The organism is Candidatus Magasanikbacteria bacterium RIFOXYB2_FULL_38_10, from assembly GCA_001783145.1.
GTDB lineage: Bacteria > Patescibacteriota > Patescibacteriia > Magasanikbacterales > UBA10003 > GWC2-40-17.
The window spans coordinates 1-26,268 of sequence record MFQT01000011.1 but is presented as its reverse complement, the minus strand read 5'-3'; the positions used below and the strand labels follow the sequence as shown (position 1 = coordinate 26,268).

Sequence of the window (26,268 nt, the reverse complement as noted above, 5' to 3'; positions counted from 1 at the left end):
AATAAACAATTAAATTATAAGAATATGTTTGATGACATCGCTCCTCAAAATCCTAATGAACCGGAAGACATTTTAGCCAATGCCGAACCGACTGGCGGACCCTTAGAATTAAAATCAGCTTTGGCTAATCAAAAATTAAAACCGGTAAAACCTGCTTTAACAGGGCCCAACCCCATCCCGGTTAGAGAGGAAATGAGTACCTTTGCCACTTCGGGTCAAAATCAAGAAAAACAAATAGAAATTACTCCCCCTATTTTAAATAAAAAAAATTTTTTTATTTTTTTAGGCTTTATTTTAATTGTCGCCTTGGGCGGTTTAACAACTTGGGGAATTATGAAAGCTACTAAAAAAACTTCCCCAACTGTCAGCAACCTCACGAATACAGTAGTTCCTTTGGTTAATGAAAATACTAATATACAGGTTAATGTAAATACCCCGGAGCAGGTTAATGATTCTGTCAATGTCCCTGCCGCAGTCATTATACCCGCCACCTCATCTGTTGCAATAACAGACACTGACGGCGATGGTCTTATAGATGAAGAAGAAAATAAATATGGAACAGACTCTCAAAAGACAGACACTGACGGCGACAGTTTAACAGATTATGAGGAAATTATGATTTGGAAAACCGATCCTTTAAAAACAGACACTGACGGCGACGGGTTTAATGACGGCGAAGAAGTAAAAAATGGTTACAACCCTTTGGGTGCCGGTAAATTATTGGAATTACCAACACAGTAAATTTAAAATGTTGCGGTAAAATGACCCTCTTTATTTCTTTAAGGAAAAGCCAAGAAGAATTTAATTATACTAATATGCCGGAAGAAAATTTAACAAGCACTAACGATTCGGAAATTTACATCATACCCGAAGAATTTTACGGCGCTGTTTCTAAACCGGTTAAAAAAAAATCTTCTGTTGCGGAAAAAAGTTCGCCAGTGGCGGTTTCTTCTAAACAATTTGCACCCGCTTTTCCTTTCGGAAAGGTGATTTTTTCCTCCCCTAAAGTTTTCATTGGTGTAATTGCGGCCGTTTTGATTATGGTTACGGGTATTTTTTCTTATTATTATATTCATCAAGCACAGGTTGCCCGTCAAAAATTATTAGAAGCCGAACAAATTAAGAATTCTGCAGTAATTACGCCCGGCGTCTCCGCTCCGGCTACTTCCACTGTGGAAAATATTGTTCAAACTGAGCCGGTTATTGAACAAGCAACATCTACTCCCACAATTTCCGTTCAATTTTCCGGCTTAGCTGTTTTTCCATTTAAAAATTACGCCCCTGCCGAAGATACAGATAATGATAGCTTAACTAATCAAGAAGAATCTCTTTATGGAACTAATCCCAGTAAGCCCGATAGCGACGATGATGGATTTTCTGATTCTTTAGAAATTTTAAGCCTTTATAATCCAATTGGATTTAAACCGGTTCGGTTGCTTGATTCCGGTAAAGTGGCAACTTATTTCAATCCAAATTTTGGTTATTCAATTTTTTATCCCGTTCAATGGATAGCCCAAGCTTTGGATTCCAATGCCGAGGAAGTTATTTTTTCTTCAGATACTGGAGAATTTGTTGAAGTTTTAGCTGTGGATAATGTTTTAAAACTTAAAGTTGAGGATTGGTATTTGGCGCAATCTCCCGGTGTTAGCGCCGCTGATTTAAAAATAATTAAAACCAAAGAAGGGGTAGAAGGAATTTTGAGCCCTGACGGTTTAACCGCTTATTTGCCATTTGAAGACAGAATTTTTGTTATTAATTACGACATTGGCATAAAAACGGAAATTAATTTTTTGACCACTTTAAAAATGATGGTCGGCAGTTTTAAGGCTCAAGGAGAAATAGAAAATTTGTCACCGGAAATAACTACTAGTACTGTAGAGAATTTTAATACCACTTCTTCTAATCCTTGATATGTCTTTGGAAATTTTTAATTTGACGCAAGATCAAAATGTCCTTGTTTGGCTTAAAGAAATAGCCAAAAAAGTTTCCCAAAATTTGAAAATCAAAAAAGATTTTTCTGTTATACTAGTAGGGGATAAAAAAATTAGACAATTAAATTGGCAATATCGAAAAAAAAATAAAATTACCGATGTCCTGTCTTTTGAGGGTGAGGCGGATTTTTTGGGGGAAGTGGTGATTAGTTTGCCCGAGGCCAAGCGTCAAGCTAAAAAATATAAGTTAAACTTAAAAATAGAAATGAGCCGGCTTCTAATCCATGGAATTTTGCATCTTTTGGGGTTTGATCATGAAAAAAACGCAAAAGAAGCTGAAAAGATGTATGCTTTGCAAGATAAACTCTTGATTGGAATTTTTAAAAAATATGTTTTATCTTCGTAAAACCGTTAAAAGTTTTTATTACGCCTTAAAAGGTTTGTCTTTAATTATAAAAGAGGAGCAAAGTTTTAGAATTCAATTAGTGGTGGCGGCTGTGGTATTTTTTTTAATGTTTTATTTTCCCTTGCGTAATTACGAAAAAATGGTACTAATACTTGTGGTAGCTTTTGTTTTAGTGTTAGAATTGATAAATAGCATCTTTGAAAGATTTGTGGATTTGATGAAGCCGCGTTTGCATTTTTATGTTGAATCCATTAAAGATGTTATGGCGGCGGCTGTACTCTTAGCTTCATTGGCAGCGCTTTTAATCGGCTTAATAATTTTTATTCCTTATTTTAAAAGTTAACTATGGTGTTTAGACGTAATTCCAAACAAGACGAAATAATTGCCGGCTTGGATGTAGGATCTACCGCTGTGCGTTTGGCTGTGGGACAGATTGTTCCGGTCAATGATAAAAAAGAGTTGCATATTATTGGTGCCGCCGAAGCTCCGGCAGAAGGTGTGCATCGGGGAGTGGTGACCAGTATTGAAGATGCTGTTTCTTCTATTTCCGCCTGTTTAGAAAAAGCCGAACAAATGACGGGTGTGCCCATAAGCCGGGCTTGGGTAGGTATTTCCGGTAGTCATATTATTTCCGAAGAAAGCAAAGGAGTGATAGCCGTAGCTAAGGCTGACGGAGAAATTTCAGAAGAAGAGGTAGAAAGGGCTATAGAGGCCGCCAGAACCGTAGCTACGCCCCTTAATTATGAAATTTTGCACGTTATACCTAAAAGCTATACTGTTGACGGGCAAGTAGGCATTAAAGATCCCATTGGTATGACCGGCGTTCGGTTAGAAGTGGATACTCAAATTATTCAAGGCCTTTCTTCACAGATAAAAAATCTCACTAAAGCTGTTTATCGTACCAGTTTGGAAATAAATGATTTGGTTTTATCAATTTTAGCCACGGCCGAAGCTGTGGCTACAGATAAGCAAAAGGATTTGGGTGTCGCTGTGGTTAATTTAGGTGGAGCTACTACCAGTGTGGTGATTTTTGAAGAAGGCGACATCTTGGATACGGCGGTTTTACCCATTGGTTCGGAACATATCAGTGCGGATTTGGCCATTGGCCTGCGAACTTCTATTGATGCGGCTGACAGACTAAAGTTAGAATACGGATCGGCCGTTTCCAAAGACATTGGTAAAAAGGAAGAAATAGATTTGTTTGATTTGGGGTCTGCTGAACACGAATTGGTTTCATTAAAATTTGCCAGTGAAATTATTGAGGCGCGGGTGGAAGAAATAATGGATAAAGTTGAGAGCATCTTTAAAAAAATTGGGCGTAGCGGCGTTCTGCCGGCCGGTGTAATTTTTACCGGAGGGGGAGCAAAATTAAATGGTTTAATTGAAGTAGCTAAACGTAAATTAAGATTGCCGGCCACGTTAGGCTACCCTTTAAATATTACCAGTGTTACTGATAAAGTTAATGATTTATCTTTTACCACCGCTATCGGATTGGTTAAGTGGGGGATGATGTCAGAATTAAGTCAGGAGAAAAATAATTTTGGAAATTTAGTTTCCCGTTTTGGTAAGGTCAATCCTTTAAAAAGATTGATTGGTTTTTTTAGATTTTAATCTATTTTTAAGGGTTAATTTAGCTTATCCACATTTAGATTGACATTAAAAATCCGAATCTATATAATGGAAGGTGAAAGACAATTCATCTTCTTTTTTGAACAAAAAATGTGTTCAATAACTAATTTGTAAAATTATGCCAGAAGTAAAACCAGCGATAGAAACACTTGCAAAAATTAAAGTGGTGGGCGTGGGAGGAAGCGGCGGCGCCGCTATTAACAGGATGATGCAAAGTAAAATTAAAGGAGTGGAATTCATTGCCATCAATACCGATTTGCAGGCTTTGCATTGTTTGCAGGCGCCGGTAAAAATTCATATAGGCAAAACCATTACCCGAGGATTGGGCGCCGGTATGAATCCCGATATCGGCTTCAAAGCCGCTGAAGAGTCTCAAGAAGAAATTCGTGAAGCCCTTAAAGGGGCGGATATGGTTTTTATAACTTGCGGGCTTGGCGGGGGTACCGGTTCCGGTGCCGGGCCGCTAGTGGCGGATATTGCCAAAAGCAGTGGCGCGCTTACCATTGCTGTGGTGACTAAACCATTTTCTTTTGAAGGTCGTCAAAGAAGGGAAATAGGGGAAAATGCTCATCAACAATTTTTAGAAAAAGTAGACACTATTATTACTATTCCCAATGACAGGGTCATGCAAATAATAGATAAAAAAACTCCCTTAATAGAGGCTTTTCGTATTATTGATGATGTTTTGCGTCAAGGTGTGCAGGGAATTTCGGAAATTATTACCGTTCCCGGTCTGATTAATGTTGATTTTGCCGACGTCCGAGCAATTATGCAAGATACAGGTTCGGCCTTGATGGGAATTGGTTATGGCAGTGGAGAATCCCGCGTTGTGGATGCGGCCAAATCAGCTATTGCCAGCCCTCTTTTGGATCTTTCCATTGATGGAGCTAAAGGGATTTTGTTTATTGTAACGGCCGGCAGTGATGTGGGTATGCATGAAATTGCCGAAGCGGCTAAAATTGTCACCGGCAACGCAGATGAAAATGCCAAAGTAATTTGGGGCACGGTAATTGATGAAAGTTTAAAGGATGAGGTTAAAATTACTGTTATTGCTACGGGCTTTGAAAAGAAGTCTGACAGCACCTTTATGAATCGTATGGGTAAGTCGGCTTTTTCTTCATCTTTTAATACTTTAACTGTTCCGGAAAATCCCAAGACGCCAGAAAAAAAACCCATTAGCTCTCTTCGTCCCGAACCGGAAAAAAACAATGTAGAATTTAACAGAACTGATTTCTCCTCCACTCCTTTGCAAAAAAAATCGGTTAAAAGATTGGATTTGGAAAAAGAAGAAAACGTGCCGGTAATCAATAAAAAAAATGAAGAGGATGAATTGGAGATCCCCGCTTTTATCCGTCGTAAAATGACTTAGTTGGTATTGTTGGCTGTTTAAATTTTTAATATGCACTGTCCTGTTTGTAATTATAAAGACACTAAAGTAATAGATTCGCGTTTAAGCCAAGACGGGTCTACTATTAGGCGTCGACGCGAATGTTTTAAATGTCAATATCGCTTTTCCACCTTGGAGGAGACGGAAATTTTGGATTTAACCGTAGTTAAGCGCGATGGTCGCCGTGAGCCTTATAGCCGTGAAAAAATTACCAAAGGTTTGTTTAGGGCTCTGGAGAAAAGATCTTACACTAACGATTCTTTGGCTTCCCTAATCCATTCCATAGAAAGAGATATTCAAAAAAAACGTAAAAGGGAAATCAAAAGCGCAGAAATAGGGGAAATAGTAGCCAATCGTCTTAAAAATTTTGATAAAGTCGCTTATATTCGTTTTGCTTCCGTTTACCGCGCTTTTGAAGATGTGGATACTTTTAAAAAGGAATTGGAAATACTTTCTCGCCATAAAAATCAATTGCAGAAGAAAATTGTAAGAAAAAAACGCGGCAAAATGTTATAATTATTATAATAGTCAGCTTTTTAAAAGCATTTTAATGTAAATTAAACCTATGAAAAATTTAAGGCCTTTTTTATTGGTAGTAATAACCATAAGTTTAATTGTAGGAGGTTTATCAGGCTTGGTAACCGGAATTTTAATAAATGATTGGCTGTCTTTGGACAGTAATTATCAATTTTTTAAATCAAGCAGTTTGGTAAAAAATTTGATTAATTTGCCGGTGAATGAAAAATTAGTTTTGCCTTTGACAGAAAGTGAACAAACAATTGCTTTAGTTAAAAAAATTTCACCGGCTGTGGTTTCGGTTATCGTCACTAAAAATTTTAATTTAAGCGTTAAGCAAAAGTCTCCTTTGGATGATTTTCTAAACAATTTGCCTTTTGATTTAAAAATAGAGGTATTGGAAGGTGAGGATCCGTCAAATGGCAATAAAAACAATAAGCAAGAGGTGGAAGCGGGGAGCGGTTTTATTGTGCGTTCCAACGGCTTGATTTTAACTAATAAGCACGTGGTTGAAGACATCACCGCCGAATATTCAATTAAGACAACCGATGGTAAAACTTATCCTGCCACCGTGATTGCCCGTGATCAATTTTTGGATATTGCCTTACTTAAGATAGAAGCTGAAAATTTACCTTTTATTTCTTTGGGCAATTCGGACAAATTAGAAATTGGCCAGACTGTTGTAGCTATAGGCAATGTTTTGGGACAATATCAAAATACGGTTACGCGTGGCATTGTCTCTGGCATTAAAAGAAGGGTGGTGGCCGATGCCGGCCGCGGTTCCAGTGAGGTGATAGAGGCGGCCATTCAAACGGACGCCGCTATCAATCCGGGCAATTCCGGCGGTCCTTTGTTAAACTTGCGTGGTGAAGTTATCGGAATCAATACCGCTGTTAATCTTGGTGGCCAATCAGTGGGTTTTGCTTTGCCCATCAATAGCGCCAAAAATATCATTGAAAGCGTGGAAAAATACGGTCGGATTATTAAACCATGGCTTGGGGTGCGTTATATTGTTATTAACAAAGGTGTAGCCGCCAAAAACAATTTAACTTTTGATTATGGCGCCTTAGTTGTAAAAGGGGAACAAACGGGCGAGTTAGCCGTTATTCCCGGTTCACCTTCGGATAAAGCCGGTATTGTAGAAAATGATCTTATTTTAGAAATTAACGGGCAAAAAGTGACGGAAGAAAATGGTTTGGGTATTTTAATTAATAAATATAAAGTTGGGGATGAAGTGAGTTTAAAAATAGTACACAAGGGGGAAACAAAAACAATCAAAATAAAATTAGAAGAGGCTATAAGCAATTAAAAGTTAATAGTAGTAAGTTAAAAAAGCGGTAAAAATCTTGAATCTTTCCCGCTTTTTAAGTATAATTAAAGCATATTAATTTTTATTTATGACCAAAAGAACCAAAATAGTTTGCACCATAGGGCCGGCCTCTTTTAAGACAGCTGTTATAGAGAATTTAATTAAAGCAGGGATGAACGCGGCGCGTATTAACTTTTCTCATGGTACTCACGAAAGCAATGGAAAAATGATTGATCTAATCAGAAAAGCGGCCGATAAATTAAAAGTGCCCGTGGTTATTATCGCTGATCTGCAAGGCCCTAGAATTCGCGTTGGAATTCTACCCAAAGAGGGATTGACTCTTAAAAAAGGTCAGTTGGTTAAATTAAGTGTCTCGGAAAAGAAATTGGGCGCCAATATGATTCCGGTCACTTATAAAAATTTAGTCAAAGATGTTTCTTCCGGAGAAAGAATTTTATTGGATGACGGAAAAATTGAATTAGTGACTAAAAAAATCCAAAGTGAGGTGGTGGAGGCAGAAGTAAGGGTGGGGGGAGTACTTACTTCTAATAAAGGAATTAATTTGCCCGATTCCGTTATCTCTATTAATGCTTTGACAGAAAAAGATAAAGAAGATTTAAAATTTATTGTTAGAAAAGATGTTGATTTTGTGGCCTTGTCTTTTGTTAAAAATGCGCAAGATATTTTAGGCTTACGTTTTTTAATTAAAGATTTGGTGGGTGGAGAAGCCGGTAAAAAAAATAAGATTGAAATAAAAATTATTGCTAAAATTGAAAAACACGAAGCGATTAAAGAAATTGATGAAATAATTTACGCTGCTGATGCCATAATGGTAGCGAGAGGAGACTTGGGTTTGGAAATGCCGGCGGAAGAAGTACCACTACTTCAGAAAAAAATGATTAGTAAATGTTTGGAAGCGGCTAAGCCGGTAATTGTAGCCACACAAATGCTAGAATCTATGACACATAACCCCAGGCCTACCAGGGCGGAAGTTAGTGATGTCGCCAATGCGGTAATTGACCACACTGACGCGGTGATGCTATCGGCCGAAACGGCTAACGGTGAATATCCCGTGGAAGCGGTGCAAACAATGTCCAGAGTGATTATTAAAACCGAAGCTTCTATTTTTGACGATTTGCCTTACAGTCAATCTTTAATGGCGGATCAAAAAACAGATGTGGTAATGAGCGGTTTATCCAGACTCTTGGCGGAAAAAATAAAAGCCAAAGCTATTTTAGCCGCTTCTTTAACCGGTGAGACCGGTAGACAAATTTCCAGATTTAGACCGGAATTATTAATTTTTGTGGCTACGGATAATGAAAAAGTGCGCCGCCAGCTTAATTTATCGTGGGGTATTGTGCCTTTTATTTTACCTACCTGCAAAACAGTAGAGGAACTGATTGAAAGATCTTTGGTTTATTTGCGTAAAGAAAAATTTATTAAAAAAAGTGACAAGCTAATCATTATCGCTGGTGAACCTGTAGGCGCGGTCGGCGGTGTAAATTGGGTGGAAGTAAAACAGGTAAATTAAAATAAATATGTACATAAAATGGTTTAAAGAAATTTCTATTAAAGATATACCTTTAGTGGGTGGAAAAAATGCTTCATTGGGCGAGATGTACTCCAATTTAACTCAAAAAGGAATTAACATACCCAATGGCTTTGCGGTTACGGCTGAATCTTTTAGATATTTTTTAAAATATAATAAATTAGATGACAAGATTAAAGAAATTTTAAAAGATAAAAAAATAGCGGAAGATGTTAAAAAATTATCAGCCGCTGGCAAAAAAATACGAGAATTGATGCTATTGGCCAAGATGCCGCGGGATTTGGTAGCTGATATTTTAAAGGCCTATAAGGAGCTTGGTAAAAATGTAGATGTGGCTGTACGTTCTTCAGCCACAGCCGAGGACTTGCCTCAAGCATCCTTTGCCGGCCAACAGGAATCTTATTTAAATGTTTCCGGCGAAAAAGCTCTTCTGGAGGCAATTCAAAAATGTTATGCGTCTCTGTTTACTGATCGGGCAATTTCTTACCGCAATGAACAGGGCTTTGATCACGAGGTCGTGGCCTTATCAGCCGGCGTACAGAAAATGGTAAGATCAGACTTGGCTTGTTCCGGTGTAATGTTTACTTTAGATACGGAATCCGGATTTAGAGATGTAGTTTTAATCAATGGTTCTTGGGGCTTGGGAGAAAATATTGTTAAGGGCAGGGTTAACCCCGATCAGTTTATTGTTTTTAAAAAGACTTTGGAAGAGGGGTATAAATCAATTATCAGCCGTAATTTAGGTTCTAAGGAAATGAAATTGCTTTACGCCGGAACCAATCGCACTTTACAAAAAAAAGTGACAGCCAGGGAACAGCATTCTTTTGTTTTAAATGATGAAGAAATTTTACAACTGGCTAAGTGGGGGATGGAAATAGAAAGGTACTATGGCCGACCGCAAGACATTGAATGGGCTAAAGACGGACGAACAAAAAAATTGTTCATTGTACAGGCGCGTCCAGAAACAATTCACGCTCTTAAAAATACCAATGTAATAGAGGATTATCGTTTGGAGAAACGCGGAAAAATTTTGACGGAAGGATTAGCTGTTGGAGAAAAGATTGGTCAGGGCAAAGCACATATTATACAACTGCCCAAGGAATTAAAATATTTTAAAAAAGGCGAGGTTTTGGTCACTCGTATTACCGATCCGGACTGGGAACCAATTATGCGCATGGCCAGCGCCATCGTCACAGAACAAGGTGGCAAAACATCACACGCGGCCATAGTATCCAGAGAGCTTGGTGTGCCATGCGTAGTGGGGACCGGTAATGCGCGTAAGACTATTAAGAATGGCCTTAATGTCACAGTCTCTTGTGCCGAAGGTGAAAGAGGTTTTATTTATGAAGGACTTTTGTCTTTCAAAATAAAAAAAGAAGAAATAAAAGAAATGACCAGGCCGCAAACAAAAATCATGATGAATGTAGGTACGCCGGACGAGGCTTTTAAATTTTCTTTTTTGCCCAATGACGGAGTAGGGCTGGCGCGAGAGGAATTTATCTTCACTAATTTTATCAAGATTCATCCTGAAGCGTTAATAAATTATGACAAACAGCCGCGCGATGTTAAAGAAAAAATAAATCATTTAACGGTTGGCTACAAAGAGAAGAAACATTATTTAATTGATAAACTGGCCGAAGGTGTTGCTTTACTTGCCGCCGCTTTTTATCCCAAAGACGTTATTGTTAGATTTTCTGATTTTAAGACTAATGAATACGCCTCTTTAATTGGCGGTAAAGATTTTGAACCCAAAGAAGAAAATCCGATGATTGGTTGGCGCGGTGCTTCCAGATATTATGATAAGAATTTTGAAAACGCTTTTGGATTAGAATGCGCGGCTATGAAAAAAGCGCGTGAGGTGTGGGGTTTAAAAAATATTATAGTAATGATTCCCTTTTGTAGGACAGTGGAGGAAGGTAAAAAAGTTTTAGCTACGATGGAGAAGTTTGGTTTAAAAAGAGGAGAGAACGGTTTAAAAGTTTACATGATGGTAGAAATTCCCGCTAATATAATTTTGGCCGATCAATTTGCCAAAATATTTGATGGATTTTCCATTGGCTCCAATGATTTAACGCAGTTGACTTTGGGTGTGGATAGAGATTCTGCTTTGGTCAGTCATATCTATAATGAAAGAAATGAAGCTGTGACAACTTTAATAAAACAAGTTATTAAAGTTGCTAAAGAAAACAATGTGAAAATCGGTATCTGCGGACAAGCCCCCAGTGATTATCCGGAGTTTGCCGAGTTTTTAGTGAAAGCGGGAATAGACAGTATCTCTTTAAATCCCGATACGGTGGTAGCCACAACCAAAATAATTGTGGAAATGGAGAAGAAAATTGGAAAATAAACCGGCATCGGGATAGTTCCGGGCGCTTGACAGGAGGTTTATTTAGTAGTAAAATCAGAGCATGCCATTTAGGTATTTTAAAGGGTATTAAAATTAAAGGCTTCATTTAAAGTGGGCCGGTAGTTCAGTCCGGTTAGAATGCCTCCCTGTCACGGAGGAGATCGCGGGTCCGAATCCCGTCCGGCCCGCCAGTATAAAATAAAAACACGGACCAAAATCCGTGTTTTTGTATTTTAAAACCCCCGGAAATTAGTTTGGACAAAGGCTATCCATATAAAGGAGGGTCTATACGGGAGCTCTTATCCAAACGCATTTTAGGGGGTTTAAGATTTTTTATCCAACAATCGCTTTGAAGACTTCGGGATATTTTTTGGCTATTTCTGCCAAAACTTTTCTGTCTAAAATCACTTGGGATTTTTTAAGTTTACCCATTAATTTGCTGTAGGTAGTGCCACACAGACGGCAAGCGGCGTTGATTTTAATCTGCCAAAGAGCGCGAGCGGCTCTTTTTTTGTTGCGTCTGTCGCGATAAGCATTAACACCGGCTTTTAAAATAGCTGTTTTAGCCAATGTAATTTTGCTTTTTCTGCCCCAGCGATATCCTTTGGTCTGTTTAAGAATATTTTTTCTGTGTTTCAAATGTGACTTTCCTCTTTTAACTCTGCTCATAGTATTTTAGATCCTTCGTGTCGTTTTAGGATGACAATAAATTAAGAATTAGGTAAGGCAACATTAAAAGTTTTTTCAAAGGCTTTGGAAAAAGAAATATCGCGTCTTTTGTTGCGCGTAGTTTTTCCGGATTCGCGGGAATTAAAATGATCCTGTCCCGCTTTGCGTTTTAAAAATTTGCCTGTTTTGGTTTTAATAAACCTTTTGGCTGTTGCTTTGTGTGTTTTAAGTGTAGAGGCCATAATGATTATTCTTTCTTTTCCCCCGCAAGGATGGCGCTGATTCTGCCACCTTGGTTTTGTGGCAGTTGTTCCAGCTTAATATTGAATCCTTGTTTTAAAAAATTAATAAAATTATTGAGTAAAGTAAAAGCTATATCCATATGTTGTCTCTCGCGTCCGCGCAGTATGATTTCCACTTTTATTTTATTGCCGTCTTCTAAAAATTTTACAGCTTGATTTTGACGCATTTCCAAATCGTGTTGACCGATTCTGGGCGTTAACCTTATACCTTTTATTTCCACTTGCTTTAGGGCCTGTTTTTGTTTTTTTAGTTCTTTTTCTTTTTCGTATTTATATTGGCCCAAGTTTAAAAGTTTGGCTACCGGAGGTTCAGCCACAGGGTTAACTACCACTAAATCATAACCTCTTTCCTCGGAAATTTTTAAAGCTTCTTTAGTTGGCATGACATCTAAATAAACTCCTGTTTCATCAATGACGCGCAATTCCGGCACCCTAATAAATTCGTTAGCCTGAAAATTTATGGTAGGCTGTTGCTGTTGTCTTTTGTGATGATAACGTGAAATGCGCATTGTTTTAAAATTAGTTGGTGGAGGTGATGGGAGTTAAACCCATGTCCAAGAAGTTTCCTATAAACCTTTTACATTTATTAGTTTGTTTTAGTTTAATTTGAACGTTCTAAACAAACAAAATAGTCCAAATATGCTTCTAATGTTTTGCCAAACAAAGCCGAAGCGGGCAGTCTTGGCTAAGCTCAATTATATGACACCCCTTAAGTTTTATTGAGCATCAAACACGGGATGTGATTGCTTGCTATTAAGCGACAACCATAGCGAATGAAGGCATGCGGAAAGCATTAGCTACCGCGGTCTTCATTCTATTGTAGATGTTGGCATCTATAATTTGATTGCTTACAGGATTAACGAGGTTGTAAGCAGCCTCGAAATGTAGGTTTAAAAGGTACGCAACTTGTCGAAATCCGGCACCCCCAAATTGACGCTTAGGTTCTTTTTAAAATTCTCCTCGTTTCAGCTCTCTTTCTATATCCTTCTTTTTAATCTGTTCTTTTTTTTCAAATTTCTTTTTTCCTTTGCCTAAGCCGATTTCTAGCTTAATCCAGTGATGTTTAGTATATACCTTTAAGGGGACTATTGTCAAGCCTTGAGTGGTTTTAAGGCCAATTATTCGGTCAATCTCCTTTTTTTTAAGCAAAAGGCGGCGGCTTTGGGTAGGGTTATATCCCTTAATATCTCGACTTTTTTTATAAGCAGAGATATTGGCGTTAATTAAAAAAAGTTCGCTGTTTTTAATAGTGACATAAGACTCTTTTAGGCTAATTTGACCATCTCTAATAGATTTAACTTCGTCACCGGCAAGCTCTATTCCCGCCTCCCATTTTTCTAGGATATTATAGTCAAAAAAAGCTCGTTTGTTTTCCGCGTGCATATTCATAGATTAATTTTACTCTTGTTGACCTTATTTTTCAAGAAAGGTATAATGTAAGAGAAAATAACTTTTATTTTATGCAAAAACAATTTATTACCATCAGCACCTCTTCTTTTTTAAAAGCGGTTTTAATTTTAGTAATTATAGGTTTAGTTTATTTAATTTGGGATATTTTACTTTTATTTTTTGTGGCTTTGCTTTTGGCCGCCTTGATTATGCCCTTGGCCGATTGGGCCTCGGCTAAAAAAATACCCCGCGGGTTAACTGTTTTTTTGGTTTATTTGTTCGCTTTAAGTTTGGTGGTAGGGGTGGTGGCCTTGCTGGTTCCTCCAATTATTAATCAAATTACTCAAGTATTTGGTAACTTTGATCTTTATAAAGACAAAACCATTGGCTTTTTATCTTGGGCCAAGGATTTGGCCGTTCATTACAAAGTTTGGGATCCAGTTTCCAAAATCATTCCCAGCACTTTAGCCGACGGTGTGGGCACGGCGCAAAAAGTAGTGGGTACGGTTTTTGGGTTTCTTGGCGGTATTGGTTCTTTGGTTTTAGTTTTGGTAATGGCTTTTTATATTGTAGCCGAAGAAAATAGTTTTAAAAAATTAGTATGCTATTTTACTCCACCGGAATATCAGCCGTATTTTGGCAGTCTGTGGCATAGAATTAAAGAAAAGTTAGGTTATTGGTTAAGAGGTCAGTTGTTGCTAGATATTATTGTGGGCGCGACCAGTTATATTGGTCTTTTGATTATTGGCGTACCTTACGCGCTTCTTTTGGGGTTACTCGCTGGAATTTTTGAAACCGTTCCTTATGCCGGTCCAATTTTTTCCGCTGTTTTGGCCATTGCTTTAACCGCTCTGCAGACCGGTAGTTGGGCGCTGACACTTTTTGTCCTGGTTTTATTTGTGGCAATTCAACAGTTAGAGAATAATTTTTTAGTGCCTCAAATAATGAAACGAGCTATTGGATTAGATCCTATTATCAGCATCCTTTCTCTATTAATTGGTTATCGTTTACTGGGAGTAACTGGAGCAATTTTGGCCATTCCTTTAATGGCTGTTCTAAGCGTAGTTTGGAGTGAGATATTGGCTTGGCGTGGCAAGCAAGTAAAAAAATAGTAAAAGATTATGAATTTTAAATCGCTAATTGCCGTTTTGTTGGCTTTAATTTATTTTATTATTTTAGAATTAGCCAATTACTATGGAGCGGGCGTTCTTTGGTTGGGTCCTCTCAGTTTATTTTTTGGGGTATTCTGTTTATTTTTTTTACGCCGCTTTTTTTTAAAAGAGAAAGACGAGAATGAAAGTATTTTTTTTCTTTCACCTTTTTTATTTTTTTTGGGTGTAATTTTTATTTTTGTTTTTTTAGACAGATCTTTTTTTAGACAGATCTTAATTTTTTCTTCCGCCTGGCTTTTTTTTATTTATTTTTTTTACGCCATAAAATTTTTAATCAGCAAAGAAAGCTACGCGCGGGAAAATTTGCTAGTTTTGCGGGAGATTTTTCCCGCCCTGTCTTTTTTCTTTTTGACTAGTGGATTTTTTGGCTGGCTGGTTTTTTTAAACAAAATTTTTTGGGTATTTTTTCTTCTAGTCATTTTAATTTCTTTTTTAACCGCTCGAGAAATTTTCAACGCCGGTAAAATTAAAAAAATCGCCCCCAATTTACTAATCTCTTTATTAGCAGGTGAATTTTTTTGGAGCCTTTATTTTTTACCTATTGGTTTTTTGTCCCGCTCCTTCATCTTAACTGTCGTTTGGTTAGCTTTAATTAAATTATCCATTGAGTTTTTGCAAGAAAAAAAATCGGTTAAACGCATCGGCTTTATTTCTTTTTTTTCTTTATTTTTAATAATTTTAGCGCTTTTGATTTCACGTTGGATTTAATAAGTTGCCGACTAGTATCCTTTTATTTAATTTTAAAATATGCTCAATAAAAAAACAGAAGAAAAAAAGGTCGCTCCTCATTTACCCAAAGAAGTAAGACTAAAAGGTCAGGATGCAATAGTTAAAGAAAATTGGTTTTTACAGCTTTTTATTTTAGCGGTTGTTTTTGGTTTTGTCTCCGGCCTTGTCGGCGGTATGGTAGTTAATTCTCGTTTTTTTGATAATTGGCTGTGGGGACAAGATGGGTTGGGAAATCCCGCCACCACTTCCTCCAGAATCGAATCCGGCAATTTAAGTTATGAGAATTTAAAGAGGGAGTCCTTTTCCGCCGTTTTTGATTTTTATCCCGCTGCGGCTTTAAATAAAGACGGCTTTTTAGATCCTTCACTTAAGGTGGGCAGCGGCTTTTTCCTTACCTCAAATGGTTACGCCGCCGCTTCTAAAATAATTTTAGAAAAATTCAATCGCAAAGATTTAGTTGTTGTTGATCAGGATAAAAAAATTTATACTTTGGAAAAGGTAGCAGCTGATCCTGTTTCTGATTTGGCCATAGTTAAAGTTAATAGAGAAGGGGCCTCCACTCTTTCTTTCGCCGGCGAGGACGATGTTTATTCTGATTTGGATGTTTGGCTGCCTTTTTTAAATAGCGGTCTTTATCAAACAAAAGTTTTAGACGCCGATTATTGGATACCCCGTATTCATGCCGATTATTATTTAAATTCGGAAAAAATTTATCGTCTGGGTCTTCTTAAAAATTCGTTAGATAAAAAAAGTAGCGGTATTCCGGTAGTTAACTTGCGCGGACAGACGGTGGGTATGCTTTTAGGAATTGATGCCAGCTCTAATTTTAATTCTTTTGTTAAATCAGCGGTTATTTCTTCGGCTTTAAAACAGGTTTTGGAAAATGGAATCATCAGAAGAAATTATTTAGGCTTGCAATATCAGGAGGCTGGGGAGGTCACCGGAAATAAAAAAACTAATCGCAATGGTGTTATTTTAGTTAATAATCCTTTTACCGGGGCCGGTTTTGTTGATAAAAAAAGCCCTCTTTTTACCGTTGGGTTAAAAGCCGGTGACAATGTCTTAAATATAAATGACGAAGTTATTTCCTCGGTGCGTTCTTTACCGGAAATACTTTTAGATTATTCCCCGGGTAGCAAAGTAAAGATAAAATATTCTCGTGATGGGATAGAAAAAATAGAAGAAGTGATCCTGGGTCAAATTTCTTCCAAATAAAAATTAAAATTTTAATATGACCTATTCTGCTTTATTTTTGCACTATCGTTTAAAAATTTTTTGGGGTGCCGTTTTGGGCCTGGTAATTTTTTTGGCCGCCAGTTTTTTCTTTACTTGGCAATACAGCGCTACGGCTCGGCTTTTAATTATTCCTGGTTCTTCCCCGGGGGTTGATCCATACACTGCCATTAAATCCGCGGAAAGAATCAATGAAAATTTGTCTCAAGTGGTGCATACCTCTTCTTTTTACGATCGCGTAGTTAAAACAGCCCCGCAATTTAATTTTAATCCCACGGAATTTAACAATTTAAATGAAATCAAGCGTCGCACGGCTTGGGATAAAGCTGTAATTACCGAAGTTGTTTCCGGTACGGGTTTTTTAAACATCACGGTTTATAATGAAGATAAGAATCAAGCAGTGAGTTGGGCCAATGCTATTTCTTACGCTTTATCCACCCAGGGTTTTGAATACATCTCTGGTAATGTACAAATAAAAATTGTGGATGCACCCGTTTTTTCGCGTTTTGTCACTCGTCCCAATTTTTTGCTTTTAGGTTTTTTGGGGATAATTATTGGCGGATTGGTGGGGGCAATTTATGTTTTATTTAAGTATGAATAAATAATATAAAGTCATATGGATCCTATTTTAACTCAAAACATTGCTGCGGAATTAGGGTTGGAGGATATGCCTGTGAAAGAGCGCGATAGTATTTTATTAAAAATCGGCCAGATTATTTTTCAGAGGATAATGATGAGGGCGCTGGATGAAATGAATGAAGAGGTTAAGGAAAAATTTGATCAAGCGTTGGGGGAATCCAAAGGAAATCCTGAATCCATTTTAGATTTTTTGCGCGCCAATATTAAAAATTTTGATGAATTGGCGGGTGAGGAGATTGCCGGCTTTAAAAAAGAATCCATAGATTTGCTTAGAGCGGCTAAAAAGGGGCTATAGGTTTTTGATTGTTTTAAGGTGTTTCACGGGTTCCTAGAGTGGGTATTGACAAAAACTCAATTTTGTGCTAAAATAAGGAGTTTAAAATTATAAAAATATGGCTTTAAGGGGAGATGGCGAAAAGCCGGGACAATTACATACAGCCACAGAGACAAATGAAGAAGAGGCTTTAAAACAAATAATCAGAGAAACCTCTGACTATAAAGATTTTGTTAGAAGTTTTGAAGAATTAAAAAAAGCCAAAAAAAAAGGAATTAAAGAAGCAGATCCCTCTGATTGGCTAAGACTTTTAGCTGAAGCAATTAAAAAATGGCCGGAGGGTGATAAAAAAACTGTCGCGCAATTATTTATTATTGATCAAAAATCGGGATCTGGTGCCGGCGAAACAAAAAAAACAAAAGGAAGTAAAAAAGGAGTTGAGGATTTAAAAGCCATAGCGCGCCAAGAAGGCGAGACGGAATTTTCCAATGACGAGGCTAGGAATAAGCCGGGAAGAGAAAAAGCAAAAAAAACAAAAGGAATGTTAGGTGTGGCGGAAGTTTTAGAAGTAACAATTCCGGAAAAAACAATTGACGGTGTTCCTGCGGCGGAGAAAACAGAAAAAAAAGTTGAATCCGTAGTGTCTTTGCCGGTTTTTACAGAAGAGGCTTTAAAGCAAGATTTGGCCACGGAGCCGGAGGTTGTTCCTTCGGCAACAGAACCAACTGTGGAAGCAATTCATCATGTAATAGAAGAAGTGGCAGAAAGACAACAAGAAACAGGTCAAGTTTTTGATTTGGCTTTTTATCGCCAAGCCTTAAGAGAATGGTTTCCCAGTTTGGCTGTCCGCAAGGGTTTTGAAGAAAAAGACACTGGAAAAAAATATAGCAACATGGATGGCAATGCCTGTTTGTTTTTCTTTAGGCATATTTTAGGTTTTGAAGAGGGAACCGAGGAAGAAAAAAATTATGTTAATAAGGACGTGGTTTATGTGGCTCCGGGAAAATTTCAAGAAGGGGCTTTAAATTTGGATACTTCTCCCGGAGTACACGGAGGTTTGGCCGAGGCCGGTACGGGATTCATTGATCATCATGGTCCGGAGTCTGAAAGACAAACCAGCGCTTTTCAAATTTTATATGATCAGTTTAGAGAAGCGGGCGCTTTAGATAAATTATCCGCTCAAGAAAAACAAGCTCTGGAAAAATTATCCCAGTTTGTCACCTTTATTGATTCTTACACTTTGCCTACGGGTTTTAGATGGAAAGAGGCTTGGGAAAATAGTCCCAACAGTATTTTTGGTTTGTCTTTGGCCTATCAAAACAACATTCCCATTGCCGCTTTGTTTGAATTTTTTAAAACCCATCCTTTAGAGGATGCTTGGAGGGGTTTGGAAAAATTTACCGAACCCTATTTAGAAAAGTTTAAAGATTCCCGCGAGGGTTGGAAAAGAGAAAAAGACAAAACAGACAGATTTGTTAAAGAGATAACGGAAAGGCCCAATCCGTTAGGTTTTGTTGTAGAAACAAAAGCCCTGGGAAAAATTTTAGTGCAAATTCAAAAAGATTTTAAAGAAAAAAAATCCGCTTTGCAATTTTCCGCTTTAGCCAACGGATTGGACGGAATTTTGGTTTGGGAACCCGGTTCCGGAACTTTCTTTTTAGCCACGGGTCCTCAAAAAGAAGTGACGCCGGAATTAATGAATAAAATTGGCGAGGGGGTTTTGGTAAGAAAAAGTTTGGTTAAGAAGGGCGGCAAGGATAGAAAAAATACCCTCGGATCGCTTTTACAATCTTTAGGGGTTATGGAATTTACGGCCGATGTTAAAAAAATAGTTGAACAGACTGAAACAGCTACTGGCAATGTAGCTGGGGCGCCAGAAGTTGCCACTCCTCAAGCCTCACCCGAGTCAAAAGAGAAACAAGAAAGAGAAGAATTTAAGCAAGCTATTAGGATTCAACTTAAAGCTAATAACGGCCGCCTACCAGATAGTGTTTATAACTGGAACTTTGTTAAAAAATTAGTTGCTAACTGGTATGTTTTGGGCGATGCCATTTATGAATATTACACTCAGGATGTTCAATCAGAGATGATAACGCATAGAAATTTTAATGGAACCTATGATGAAATAGAGGGAAAATTATTTTTAGTTTTAGAAACTCATCCAGATAAAACTTTAGCTGATCCGGATTTATCTCGTTGGTTTGGTCTTCATATCAAACGCCCTCTTTCTGAAGCAGAAGCTGGAGTATCATCTGTGCCTGAATCTTCACCAACCGAAGCGGAAGCGGATGGAGAAACCTTTAGACCAGAAGAACCGCCAACTCAGGAAGAGGAAGAAGATGGGGAAGAAGATGGGGAAGAAGAATATCGTCCCGATTTGGAAAAATTAAGAAGTTGGAGTGAATCCAGCGAAAACACGGAAGACACCAGTGCCAGGCTGGATGAAAAACGAGCGGAATATGTTAGGATTTATCAAGATTATTTAAAAGCTAAAATAAATGTTGGCAGACTGGAAAAATTAAAAATTTTATTTAAATTGAACAAGAAAGAGGCAAAACCGTCTTTAAGCGAGGAAGAAAAAGGGGAATTGAAACAAAAATTAATAGATGTTCGAAACAGCTATCTTTCGGCCAAGCAGGATCATGCCAGGGCTTTGTTTCAAGAAAAGGCCAAAGAATTGGCAGAGTCGGGTTTATCACCGGAAGAAGTGACAGCCGAATTGAACAGATTCAGCCAAAAAGAATTATTTGAAAAATTAATTGTCGGTGAGGAATTGGCCTTGCAGGCGGCGCAATCGGCCGAATGGCCGCCTAAGGAAAAAGGTATCCTGCGCAAAGGGTTAGATTGGTATTTGCATCAACATTGGACAGTGAGGACTTTAATTAATGCCGGTATTTTAACCGGCGCTTTGTTTGCTTTTTCTTCCATTTCAGTTGGCGCCGCCGCCGGATATTTTGGCAAAAAAGTTTTAGTTAGCGGTACGGCCGCTTTTACCGGTTTAAGCGTGGGCAAGGGGGTGGATATGTTTCTTGGAAGAAGTACGCAAAAATTTGTTGAAAATGAATTAAAAAAAACAGTACAGCGAGCTTTGGAACACGGCGAGGCGGGATATGTTTATAATGTTTTTGAAAGAATGTGGATGAGACAAAACAGAGTGTATGAGCAAAAGAAATATAATGAAAAATTAAATAAGAGCGTGAAGATTTTTACTTCAGTTGCTACCTCTGTAGGCGTTGCTTTATTTTTGGGAGGTATGTTGTTTCCCAAGGCAGGCGCGGCGGCAGAACAAGCGGCTAGTGTTGGAAAAGGCGTTGGACATCCAACCGAAGCTACCGGAGACAAGGCGGGATTAGCAAAAGTCCAGACAACGGGTGCCAAAGAAGCGACTCTGCAAGGCAAGGGTGCTGTGGCAGAACAAGGAGCTGGTGCTGCAAAAAGTGCGGCAACTACAGCGGCAGAAACAGGTACGCCTTCAACTGGTCAGGGTGCAGAAGCTGAACCAACTGTGTCTTCTGGAGCACGAGCTGGAATTAATGAACCTCCGGGTGCGGGAGGGACACCTAAAGGAGCAGTAGAAACTTTAAGTGGTGAAGCGGCAAAACATCTAGAAAAAATTTCCACTTTGGGTGAAAAACAAGGAATGATTTCCCTTTTACGTCAACAATTGGAAGACAACCCCGCCAAGTTTGGTTTTGACGGAGATGTTAATGACGGCGCAACAGTGCATAGTTGGGCAGAACATCAATCCTCGCAAGCTGCTATTCAAAATAATTATTGGGATCCTCAAACAGGGGATCAGACTTGGTTTAGATGGGACGCTAATCATCCAATGCGTTTTGTTTTAGAAGGAGATGCCAAACATGGTTTTAAAGTGCAAGAGATTGGGACTGAGGGGCGTTCTTTTATTCATTATGGAGATGCGGGAACTCCACATCCAGCCCCTTTGCCCGAAGTACACCCGGCTCCAACTCCAGCCCCAACTCTAGTACACCCAATACTAGAAAGTGAACCAGCTTTAGCCCAGCCAGAAGTTCCAGTTGTTGAGGCACCTCTTTCGCCTGAACCAATTGTGACGGCACCAGAAGTACCAGTACCTCAAGATTTTTCCGACGTAGCTTTTTATCCCAAACCCGTGCAACCCTATGCTCAATACTTAACTGATGAAATAAAAGCGGCTCAAAAATTAGCTGCTAAATATGCCCAGGATTCGATTTTTGGTGATGCTACCAGTAGCGTTTTAAATAGATTGGCAGATGAAGCGATTGAATTTCAAGAGGCTATTGACAGAGGTGATTTTCAAGATTATCTTACTGCTCCTAAAATAAACGCCACAGAACATATTCGTGATTTGATAGAAGGGAGAGCGGGGGCGTCTTTGCCAGAAGCGGGAGCTGTTGAGGCTGAAGGACATCTCGAAGGAGCGGTTGTTTTTCTTGCTCCTCAAGAATTTTATATAGGAGAGGCTTTAATAAAATTAACATCTGATTTAACTGGGGTGCATTTGGCTTCTGAAATTCCAGCCTATTTAGAGCAAGCTTATGCCCAAGCCTCACAACTTGTTTCCAAAGGTTTTTTTGTTACTGATTATAAATTTGATGACCCCGAATTATTTTTTAGAGGTATTACTACTCCGAGTGTGCGTTTAGCTTTGACCCAAATGGATATATGGCAAAAAGCTTTGGAACAAGTACCAGAAGGATCGGCCTATGCCAAGGCTTTAAAAGAAGGCATTAGACAAAAAATGGAAAGTATTGTTAATCATTCCAGTGTCCATGATGTTAACAAAATTTTTAATTATAATTGGATTGATAAATTTTGGAAAAAGTAAATATGGCTACGTGCTAAAAGTGCGGAATGCTGGGGTGATAAAAAAATCCTTTCTTTAAGAAAGGATTTTTTTATCACCCCACCGCTTCTAATTTTGCTATTCTTTTATCTAAATCTTTTAACCTGCTACGCAAGAATAAAATATCTTCAGCATATACATCTAAGTCTTCTTTGGAAGATTTTTCCAGCCGCTCTAATTTTCTTTTTACTTCTTCCAAATCAATTTTAATGGAGTTGATTTCTGTATTTATGCTACTTATATTTTGAGATATGTCATTTATTTTATTTTCTATAACATCAAACCTTTTATCAATTGCTTCAAATTTTCTATCAACCGTTTCAAACCTTTTATCAATTGCTTCAAATCTTTTTTCAACGTCATCAAAACCGACCTTTACGGTTTCAGTTAATTCTGCGATAGCTTGCAGAAAAAATTCTTGGGTTAATGGTGTATTGTTAGAATTTTCCTCCATATTTTTAACTAAAAAATACCTTAAATTAGCTAAAAATTATTATAACATAGATATTATGTCTTGACAAATTTTGTAAAATGTGCTATACTTTCTTGTTAGAATGAAAGAGTAAAAACACAATTTAACTTAAATTAGCTTTAACGAGGGAGGGCGTTTTAGCTGATAATTGAGAGCCAAAGCGGTTCGATGAGATGTTCCTTTTGTCCTCCTCCTTCAATCGGATACATTTTATCGAACCACTTTGGCTTTTAAAGAGTCTTTCTCTAAAAGCTTTGCTCTTTACATTTTGCACTGTTTTTTCCGCGCTTTCTAAGTGGATTTGTTTTTTGATAATGATTTGATGCTACAGATTTTACTGATTGAAGTCACAAATATACGCAGTAACGAGGATTGAAGAATTGTTAAAGCGAGTTCACTTAGAAAGTGCGGAAAGTGTTTAAAAAAGTTTCTTAAAAGGCCAGTGTCCAACTTTTTTGTCCCGCGGGGACAGGAGGGAACGATGAAGAGCTACACCAACATCCAGTTCACGGATCTGGTGCTGGACATGACGGTGAAGGTCACCGTCAGCACCCTGGACGAAGCTCACCCCGTGCGGACCTGCGAAGGGCGCGTGGTGCGCCTGTGCCCGGACATGTTCGGCTTGGAGGTGATGGAGGAGGATTGCTCCTACATCATCGACAAGGACGACATCGTCTTGCTGGAGAAGGTGGAGGACAAGCCGCAGGGCTAGTCCAAGGTCAACCAGCAAGATGATTGGTGTTTAGGCACGGGTAAGACAAACATTTTTGCCCCGTAGGGGGCAAGGAGGCAAATCATGATGAGAGACGGAGTGGGGACGAAGTTCAGGTGGCGCTTGCGCAAAGGAGCGGAGAAGGTGGGGCGGTTGCTCTACCTGACCCCCGACAAGAGCGTCTTCTGGGTGGAAGTGGCGGGCGAGGGAGAGATTCCACTCCCCGCTGGCGACATTTTGGATCAGTCGCCCGAGTACAAGGGCGAAGTGGTGTGCGTTTTCGGGTGGGACGGCACCACCATGGGCGGGAAGGTACACGACATCACCCCTGGTGGTGACATCGTGTTCGCTCACCCGTCGGATCCTCGTGGTCCTGATGATCCCCTGATCACACGGGCCATCACCCCGGCCGCCGAGATCAAGAAGATCGTGGTGCCCCTTAAGGCCCGGGATAAAATCCTGGTGAAACATCCGGATGGGACGCAGGTGAAGGGTGAGGTCGTCGGCGACGACGGGCTCACCATCCGCCTGAAGAAGTCGGACGGGTCCGAGGAGGACGTGACGGTTCAGGAGGGTGACCTTTTGGCAGTCTCGTCCCCCATGCGGGAGCTGGAAACCGTCCAGATCCCGCTCGGCCAGATCGGTCGACAGGACCCCCCCCAGCTTCCCGAGGAGGAGGATCCCTGGGAGCTGATCGAGGGGCCCGAGGAGCGGACCGAAGGGTTGGTGCCGCCGCCGCGTCCGGAGCCCCAGCGACCCGTGCGTCGGCCCAAGTGGCAGCTGAGCGCCGATGAGAAGGATAGGATCATCAAGGGCTTTATCAGGAGCATGCTGGTGACCCTGACCGGTCTGGTCTTAATCATCCTGATCTGGTCCTTCCTGTCAAGCAAGAAGGACGAAGTCCAGCCCCAGCCGACGACCCCCACCTTCATGGTGGACAGGGTCGCCGCGGTGGAGCGTTGCGTCAAGACCAGCGAGGGCCGGCTGACGCAGGCGGACTGCGAGAAGGAGGTGGGCGAGCTGGTGAAGGCACGCAACTAGGGCGGCCACCGGCCACCGGCAACCGGCCACAAGAGTGCTACAACCGGGGGAGGGTGAGAGTTCCAAACGCTCGCTCTCCCCCCTCACCCTGGAGGAACCAAGCATGAAGAGGATGTTGATCCTGCTCCTGGTGCTCGGGCTGTGGACTACGCAGGTCCAGGCCCAGCAGTTGCCCTTCTCCGCCACGGACGTGGTGGGGGACACATCAGCGGCGGTGGGCATGTCCCGCCACGCCTTTGACATGAGCGATGGCGCCAACAAGAAGGTAGAGGATCTCAAAGGTCGGATCTCCGACCTGGAGAAGGTCAAGGCCGAACTGCAGAAGGCCAAGGAGGCCCTGGAGACGGCCAACTCCGGCAACCAGACCCTGATCCAGCGTATGGCCACGGTGGCCAGGCTGGAGAAGGAGTTGCCAGAGCTCAAGGAAGATTTGAAGCGCGCACTCCTGGTTTCGGAGGATAGGTTCGGGACGCAACTTGGCCAGATCGCCGACACCCTGGGGCGGAGCATCGACACGACCAACCAGGAAATCAAGGCGTTGAAGTTGCGGGTGGAAGGCCTGGTCACGCGCCTGAAGACGGTGGAGAATGAAGTTGACACGCTCAAGAGCGCCAACACCATCCTGGACAAGCGCCTCGGCACCGTGGAGGACAAGGCGGGGGTCAACCTGATCCCGCAGTTCTACTTCAGTTGGGTGCCCGCAGGCCTCGCCTGGCTGGTGGGAACCGAGTTGTTCCTGCCAACCAAGACTGACTGGATGATCGCGCTCCATGGCAACGTGGGCGGGGTCATGACGGGGAGCCAACCGCTTCTCGGTTCGGTCGGCGTGGGTGCTCTCAAGCACAGAGGCGAGCGGTGGCAGTGGGGCTTCGGTATGGATACTACCTTTACGGACACCAGCCTGCCGGGGGTGATCAGCCTAATGCCCACGGTGGGCGGCCTGGCCAAGTACAAGGTGTGGCGGGTGGAGCTCATCGGTTCCCTGGGCTTGGGCGTTAACTTCGGGCAGGATAAGACCGGCTTCGGCTGGAACTTGGCGCTCGGAGTCGGTCTGCCCTTGTTCTAGGGCCGGTGAGCATCATCCCTAGAGTAGCTAGGATGATGTAACAACCAACAGTGCATAACCGGTGTTCAGTAGTTTGGCTAACCCCGAATTACTGAACACCTTCTTTCAGTCATCATCTTCTAAAAGGTGGTGAGCGAAGGAAGAAATTCTAGCCCCACAAGGTGTGGGGATCGGCAAAGGGTCTTTGTCAATTCATTGATGCGCGAAAGCGCGAAGGAGGGTGTTATGGGCAAGCTGACGCTGGTGCTGGTGCTGACGGTGGTCATGGCCTGCGGCTACGAGCAGAAGGTCGGGTCGGACCCCGACACCACGGGCTGCGTGGCCCAGTGCGCGGGCAAGACCTGCGGCGACGACGGCTGCGGCGGCGAGTGCGGCGTGTGCCAGAACGACCAGTTCTGCCAGAAGGGCAACTGCCAGTTCCTGCCCGAGTCCAACCCCGAGGTCACCGAGACCACGACGGAAGTCGCGGCGGAGGTGGAGCCGGAAACCACGGCCGAGGAGGAGGCCGTGCCGGAGACGACGGAATGCGTGACGGACCGGGACTGCGACGACCACAACCCCTGTACCCTGGACAAGTGCGTCCTGGGCGTGTGCGACCACACGGCCATCGACTGCACGGAAGCACAGCCGGAAGTCCAGCCCGAGGTCAC

Annotated in this window: 24 protein-coding genes, 1 tRNA gene, 1 other RNA gene and 1 pseudogene; 19 read left to right on the top strand and 8 right to left on the bottom strand. The window is 40.8% G+C overall.

All coding sequences use genetic code 11. The features are described 5' to 3' along the window. The first annotated feature begins 24 nt into the window (after nt 1–24). The 11 genes from A2294_00170 to A2294_00120 all read left to right on the top strand — a co-directional run bounded on the left by A2294_00170 (nt 25) and on the right by A2294_00120 (nt 11,265). Nucleotides 25–741: a hypothetical protein gene (locus tag A2294_00170; GenBank protein OGH85660.1), complete on the top strand. Its 717-nt coding sequence runs from the start codon at nt 25–27 to the stop codon at nt 739–741. 20 nt (nt 742–761) lie between these two features. Beyond that, a complete protein-coding gene (locus tag A2294_00165; protein ID OGH85659.1) occupies nt 762–1,910 on the top strand; it encodes a hypothetical protein in 1,149 nt (382 codons plus the stop codon). 1 nt (nt 1,911) lies between these two features. Further along, nucleotides 1,912–2,337 carry an rRNA maturation RNase YbeY gene (locus A2294_00160; protein ID OGH85658.1) on the top strand — a complete coding sequence of 142 codons (426 nt, stop codon included), beginning with the start codon at nt 1,912–1,914 and terminating at the stop codon, nt 2,335–2,337. Further along, the gene (locus A2294_00155; protein OGH85657.1) at nt 2,321–2,680 is read left to right on the top strand and encodes a hypothetical protein; all 360 of its coding nucleotides are present in this window, start codon (nt 2,321–2,323) and stop codon (nt 2,678–2,680) included. The genes A2294_00160 and A2294_00155 overlap by 17 nt, the downstream gene beginning before the upstream one ends. Nucleotides 2,681–2,682: 2 nt before the next feature. Next, nucleotides 2,683–3,948 (top strand): cell division protein FtsA, encoded by a 1,266-nt coding sequence (locus tag A2294_00150; protein OGH85656.1) that lies wholly within the window; start codon nt 2,683–2,685, stop codon nt 3,946–3,948. Between the two features lie 136 nt (nt 3,949–4,084). Then, entirely contained in the window at nt 4,085–5,335 is a 1,251-nt protein-coding gene (locus A2294_00145) for a cell division protein FtsZ (GenBank protein ID OGH85655.1), read from the top strand. 30 nt (nt 5,336–5,365) lie between these two features. Then, nucleotides 5,366–5,869, top strand: a complete 504-nt coding sequence (locus tag A2294_00140) for a transcriptional regulator NrdR (protein ID OGH85654.1) — start codon at nt 5,366–5,368, stop codon at nt 5,867–5,869. Between the two features lie 49 nt (nt 5,870–5,918). After that, a complete protein-coding gene (locus A2294_00135; GenBank protein OGH85653.1) occupies nt 5,919–7,178 on the top strand; it encodes a hypothetical protein in 1,260 nt (419 codons plus the stop codon). A gap of 88 nt (nt 7,179–7,266) precedes the next feature. Continuing rightward, nucleotides 7,267–8,709: a pyruvate kinase gene (locus tag A2294_00130; protein ID OGH85652.1), complete on the top strand. Its 1,443-nt coding sequence runs from the start codon at nt 7,267–7,269 to the stop codon at nt 8,707–8,709. 7 nt (nt 8,710–8,716) lie between these two features. Beyond that, nucleotides 8,717–11,074: a phosphoenolpyruvate synthase gene (locus A2294_00125; protein OGH85651.1), complete on the top strand. Its 2,358-nt coding sequence runs from the start codon at nt 8,717–8,719 to the stop codon at nt 11,072–11,074. Between the two features lie 113 nt (nt 11,075–11,187). Then, a tRNA-Asp gene (locus A2294_00120) sits at nt 11,188–11,265 on the top strand. Nucleotides 11,266–11,407: 142 nt separating this feature from the next. On the opposite strand, the gene A2294_00115 is transcribed toward A2294_00120, so the two are convergent. The 5 genes from A2294_00115 to A2294_00095 form a co-directional block, all read right to left on the bottom strand. Beyond that, the gene (locus tag A2294_00115) at nt 11,408–11,743 is read right to left on the bottom strand and encodes a 50S ribosomal protein L20 (protein OGH85650.1); all 336 of its coding nucleotides are present in this window, start codon (nt 11,741–11,743) and stop codon (nt 11,408–11,410) included. A 41-nt stretch (nt 11,744–11,784) separates the two neighbouring features. After that, entirely contained in the window at nt 11,785–11,985 is a 201-nt protein-coding gene (locus A2294_00110; GenBank protein OGH85649.1) for a hypothetical protein, read from the bottom strand. 5 nt (nt 11,986–11,990) lie between these two features. Beyond that, nucleotides 11,991–12,554: a translation initiation factor IF-3 gene (locus A2294_00105; protein OGH85648.1), complete on the bottom strand. Its 564-nt coding sequence runs from the start codon at nt 12,552–12,554 to the stop codon at nt 11,991–11,993. Between the two features lie 15 nt (nt 12,555–12,569). After that, nucleotides 12,570–12,972, bottom strand: a transfer-messenger RNA (tmRNA) gene (gene ssrA, locus A2294_00100). Nucleotides 12,973–12,993: 21 nt separating this feature from the next. After that, entirely contained in the window at nt 12,994–13,434 is a 441-nt protein-coding gene (locus A2294_00095; protein OGH85647.1) for an SsrA-binding protein, read from the bottom strand. 71 nt (nt 13,435–13,505) lie between these two features. Between A2294_00095 and A2294_00090 the strand changes: the two genes are divergently transcribed. From A2294_00090 to A2294_00065, 6 genes are all read left to right on the top strand, one after another. After that, nucleotides 13,506–14,546, top strand: a complete 1,041-nt coding sequence (locus tag A2294_00090) for a hypothetical protein (protein OGH85646.1) — start codon at nt 13,506–13,508, stop codon at nt 14,544–14,546. A gap of 9 nt (nt 14,547–14,555) precedes the next feature. Continuing rightward, nucleotides 14,556–15,314, top strand: coding sequence for a hypothetical protein (locus tag A2294_00085; protein ID OGH85645.1), 759 nt, complete (start codon nt 14,556–14,558; stop codon nt 15,312–15,314). Between the two features lie 39 nt (nt 15,315–15,353). After that, on the top strand, nt 15,354–16,550 hold the full coding sequence (locus A2294_00080; GenBank protein OGH85644.1) for a hypothetical protein: 1,197 nt from the start codon (nt 15,354–15,356) through the stop codon (nt 16,548–16,550). Nucleotides 16,551–16,566: 16 nt separating this feature from the next. After that, on the top strand, nt 16,567–17,169 hold the full coding sequence (locus A2294_00075) for a hypothetical protein (GenBank protein ID OGH85643.1): 603 nt from the start codon (nt 16,567–16,569) through the stop codon (nt 17,167–17,169). Nucleotides 17,170–17,184: 15 nt separating this feature from the next. Further along, nucleotides 17,185–17,502 (top strand): hypothetical protein, encoded by a 318-nt coding sequence (locus A2294_00070; protein ID OGH85642.1) that lies wholly within the window; start codon nt 17,185–17,187, stop codon nt 17,500–17,502. A gap of 97 nt (nt 17,503–17,599) precedes the next feature. Continuing rightward, the gene (locus A2294_00065) at nt 17,600–22,309 is read left to right on the top strand and encodes a hypothetical protein (protein OGH85641.1); all 4,710 of its coding nucleotides are present in this window, start codon (nt 17,600–17,602) and stop codon (nt 22,307–22,309) included. Nucleotides 22,310–22,382: 73 nt separating this feature from the next. On the opposite strand, the gene A2294_00060 is transcribed toward A2294_00065, so the two are convergent. Further along, on the bottom strand, nt 22,383–22,781 hold the full coding sequence (locus A2294_00060) for a hypothetical protein (GenBank protein OGH85640.1): 399 nt from the start codon (nt 22,779–22,781) through the stop codon (nt 22,383–22,385). 436 nt (nt 22,782–23,217) lie between these two features. Next, a complete protein-coding gene (locus tag A2294_00055; protein OGH85639.1) occupies nt 23,218–23,529 on the bottom strand; it encodes a hypothetical protein in 312 nt (103 codons plus the stop codon). A gap of 66 nt (nt 23,530–23,595) precedes the next feature. Between A2294_00055 and A2294_00050 the strand changes: the two genes are divergently transcribed. Both A2294_00050 and A2294_00045 read left to right on the top strand, forming a co-directional pair. Beyond that, complete coding sequence (locus A2294_00050; protein OGH85638.1) at nt 23,596–24,552, top strand: hypothetical protein; 957 nt, start codon at nt 23,596–23,598, stop codon at nt 24,550–24,552. Between the two features lie 112 nt (nt 24,553–24,664). Then, complete coding sequence (locus A2294_00045) at nt 24,665–25,618, top strand: hypothetical protein (GenBank protein OGH85637.1); 954 nt, start codon at nt 24,665–24,667, stop codon at nt 25,616–25,618. 192 nt (nt 25,619–25,810) lie between these two features. Here A2294_00045 and A2294_00040 read toward each other — a convergent pair. Beyond that, a pseudogene (locus A2294_00040) lies at nt 25,811–26,268 on the bottom strand (hypothetical protein).

Bases quoted from the DNA above. Each gene is read 5' to 3' on its own strand.
- A2294_00110 (OGH85649.1), bottom strand. From the start codon at position 11,985: ATGGCCTCTACACTTAAAACACACAAAGCAACAGCCAAAAGGTTTATT.
- A2294_00170 (OGH85660.1), top strand. From the start codon at position 25: ATGTTTGATGACATCGCTCCTCAAAATCCTAATGAACCGGAAGACATT.
- A2294_00070 (OGH85642.1), top strand. From the start codon at position 17,185: ATGGATCCTATTTTAACTCAAAACATTGCTGCGGAATTAGGGTTGGAG.
- A2294_00130 (OGH85652.1), top strand. From the start codon at position 7,267: ATGACCAAAAGAACCAAAATAGTTTGCACCATAGGGCCGGCCTCTTTT.
- A2294_00050 (OGH85638.1), top strand. From the start codon at position 23,596: ATGATGAGAGACGGAGTGGGGACGAAGTTCAGGTGGCGCTTGCGCAAA.
- A2294_00085 (OGH85645.1), top strand. From the start codon at position 14,556: ATGAATTTTAAATCGCTAATTGCCGTTTTGTTGGCTTTAATTTATTTT.
- A2294_00080 (OGH85644.1), top strand. From the start codon at position 15,354: ATGCTCAATAAAAAAACAGAAGAAAAAAAGGTCGCTCCTCATTTACCC.
- A2294_00060 (OGH85640.1), bottom strand. From the start codon at position 22,781: ATGGAGGAAAATTCTAACAATACACCATTAACCCAAGAATTTTTTCTG.
- A2294_00105 (OGH85648.1), bottom strand. From the start codon at position 12,554: ATGCGCATTTCACGTTATCATCACAAAAGACAACAGCAACAGCCTACC.
- A2294_00145 (OGH85655.1), top strand. From the start codon at position 4,085: ATGCCAGAAGTAAAACCAGCGATAGAAACACTTGCAAAAATTAAAGTG.
- A2294_00065 (OGH85641.1), top strand. From the start codon at position 17,600: ATGGCTTTAAGGGGAGATGGCGAAAAGCCGGGACAATTACATACAGCC.
- A2294_00165 (OGH85659.1), top strand. From the start codon at position 762: ATGACCCTCTTTATTTCTTTAAGGAAAAGCCAAGAAGAATTTAATTAT.
- A2294_00140 (OGH85654.1), top strand. From the start codon at position 5,366: ATGCACTGTCCTGTTTGTAATTATAAAGACACTAAAGTAATAGATTCG.
- A2294_00125 (OGH85651.1), top strand. From the start codon at position 8,717: ATGTACATAAAATGGTTTAAAGAAATTTCTATTAAAGATATACCTTTA.
- A2294_00115 (OGH85650.1), bottom strand. From the start codon at position 11,743: ATGAGCAGAGTTAAAAGAGGAAAGTCACATTTGAAACACAGAAAAAAT.
- A2294_00095 (OGH85647.1), bottom strand. From the start codon at position 13,434: ATGAATATGCACGCGGAAAACAAACGAGCTTTTTTTGACTATAATATC.
- A2294_00075 (OGH85643.1), top strand. From the start codon at position 16,567: ATGACCTATTCTGCTTTATTTTTGCACTATCGTTTAAAAATTTTTTGG.
- A2294_00045 (OGH85637.1), top strand. From the start codon at position 24,665: ATGTTGATCCTGCTCCTGGTGCTCGGGCTGTGGACTACGCAGGTCCAG.
- A2294_00155 (OGH85657.1), top strand. From the start codon at position 2,321: ATGTTTTATCTTCGTAAAACCGTTAAAAGTTTTTATTACGCCTTAAAA.
- A2294_00160 (OGH85658.1), top strand. From the start codon at position 1,912: ATGTCTTTGGAAATTTTTAATTTGACGCAAGATCAAAATGTCCTTGTT.
- A2294_00090 (OGH85646.1), top strand. From the start codon at position 13,506: ATGCAAAAACAATTTATTACCATCAGCACCTCTTCTTTTTTAAAAGCG.
- A2294_00135 (OGH85653.1), top strand. From the start codon at position 5,919: ATGAAAAATTTAAGGCCTTTTTTATTGGTAGTAATAACCATAAGTTTA.
- A2294_00150 (OGH85656.1), top strand. From the start codon at position 2,683: ATGGTGTTTAGACGTAATTCCAAACAAGACGAAATAATTGCCGGCTTG.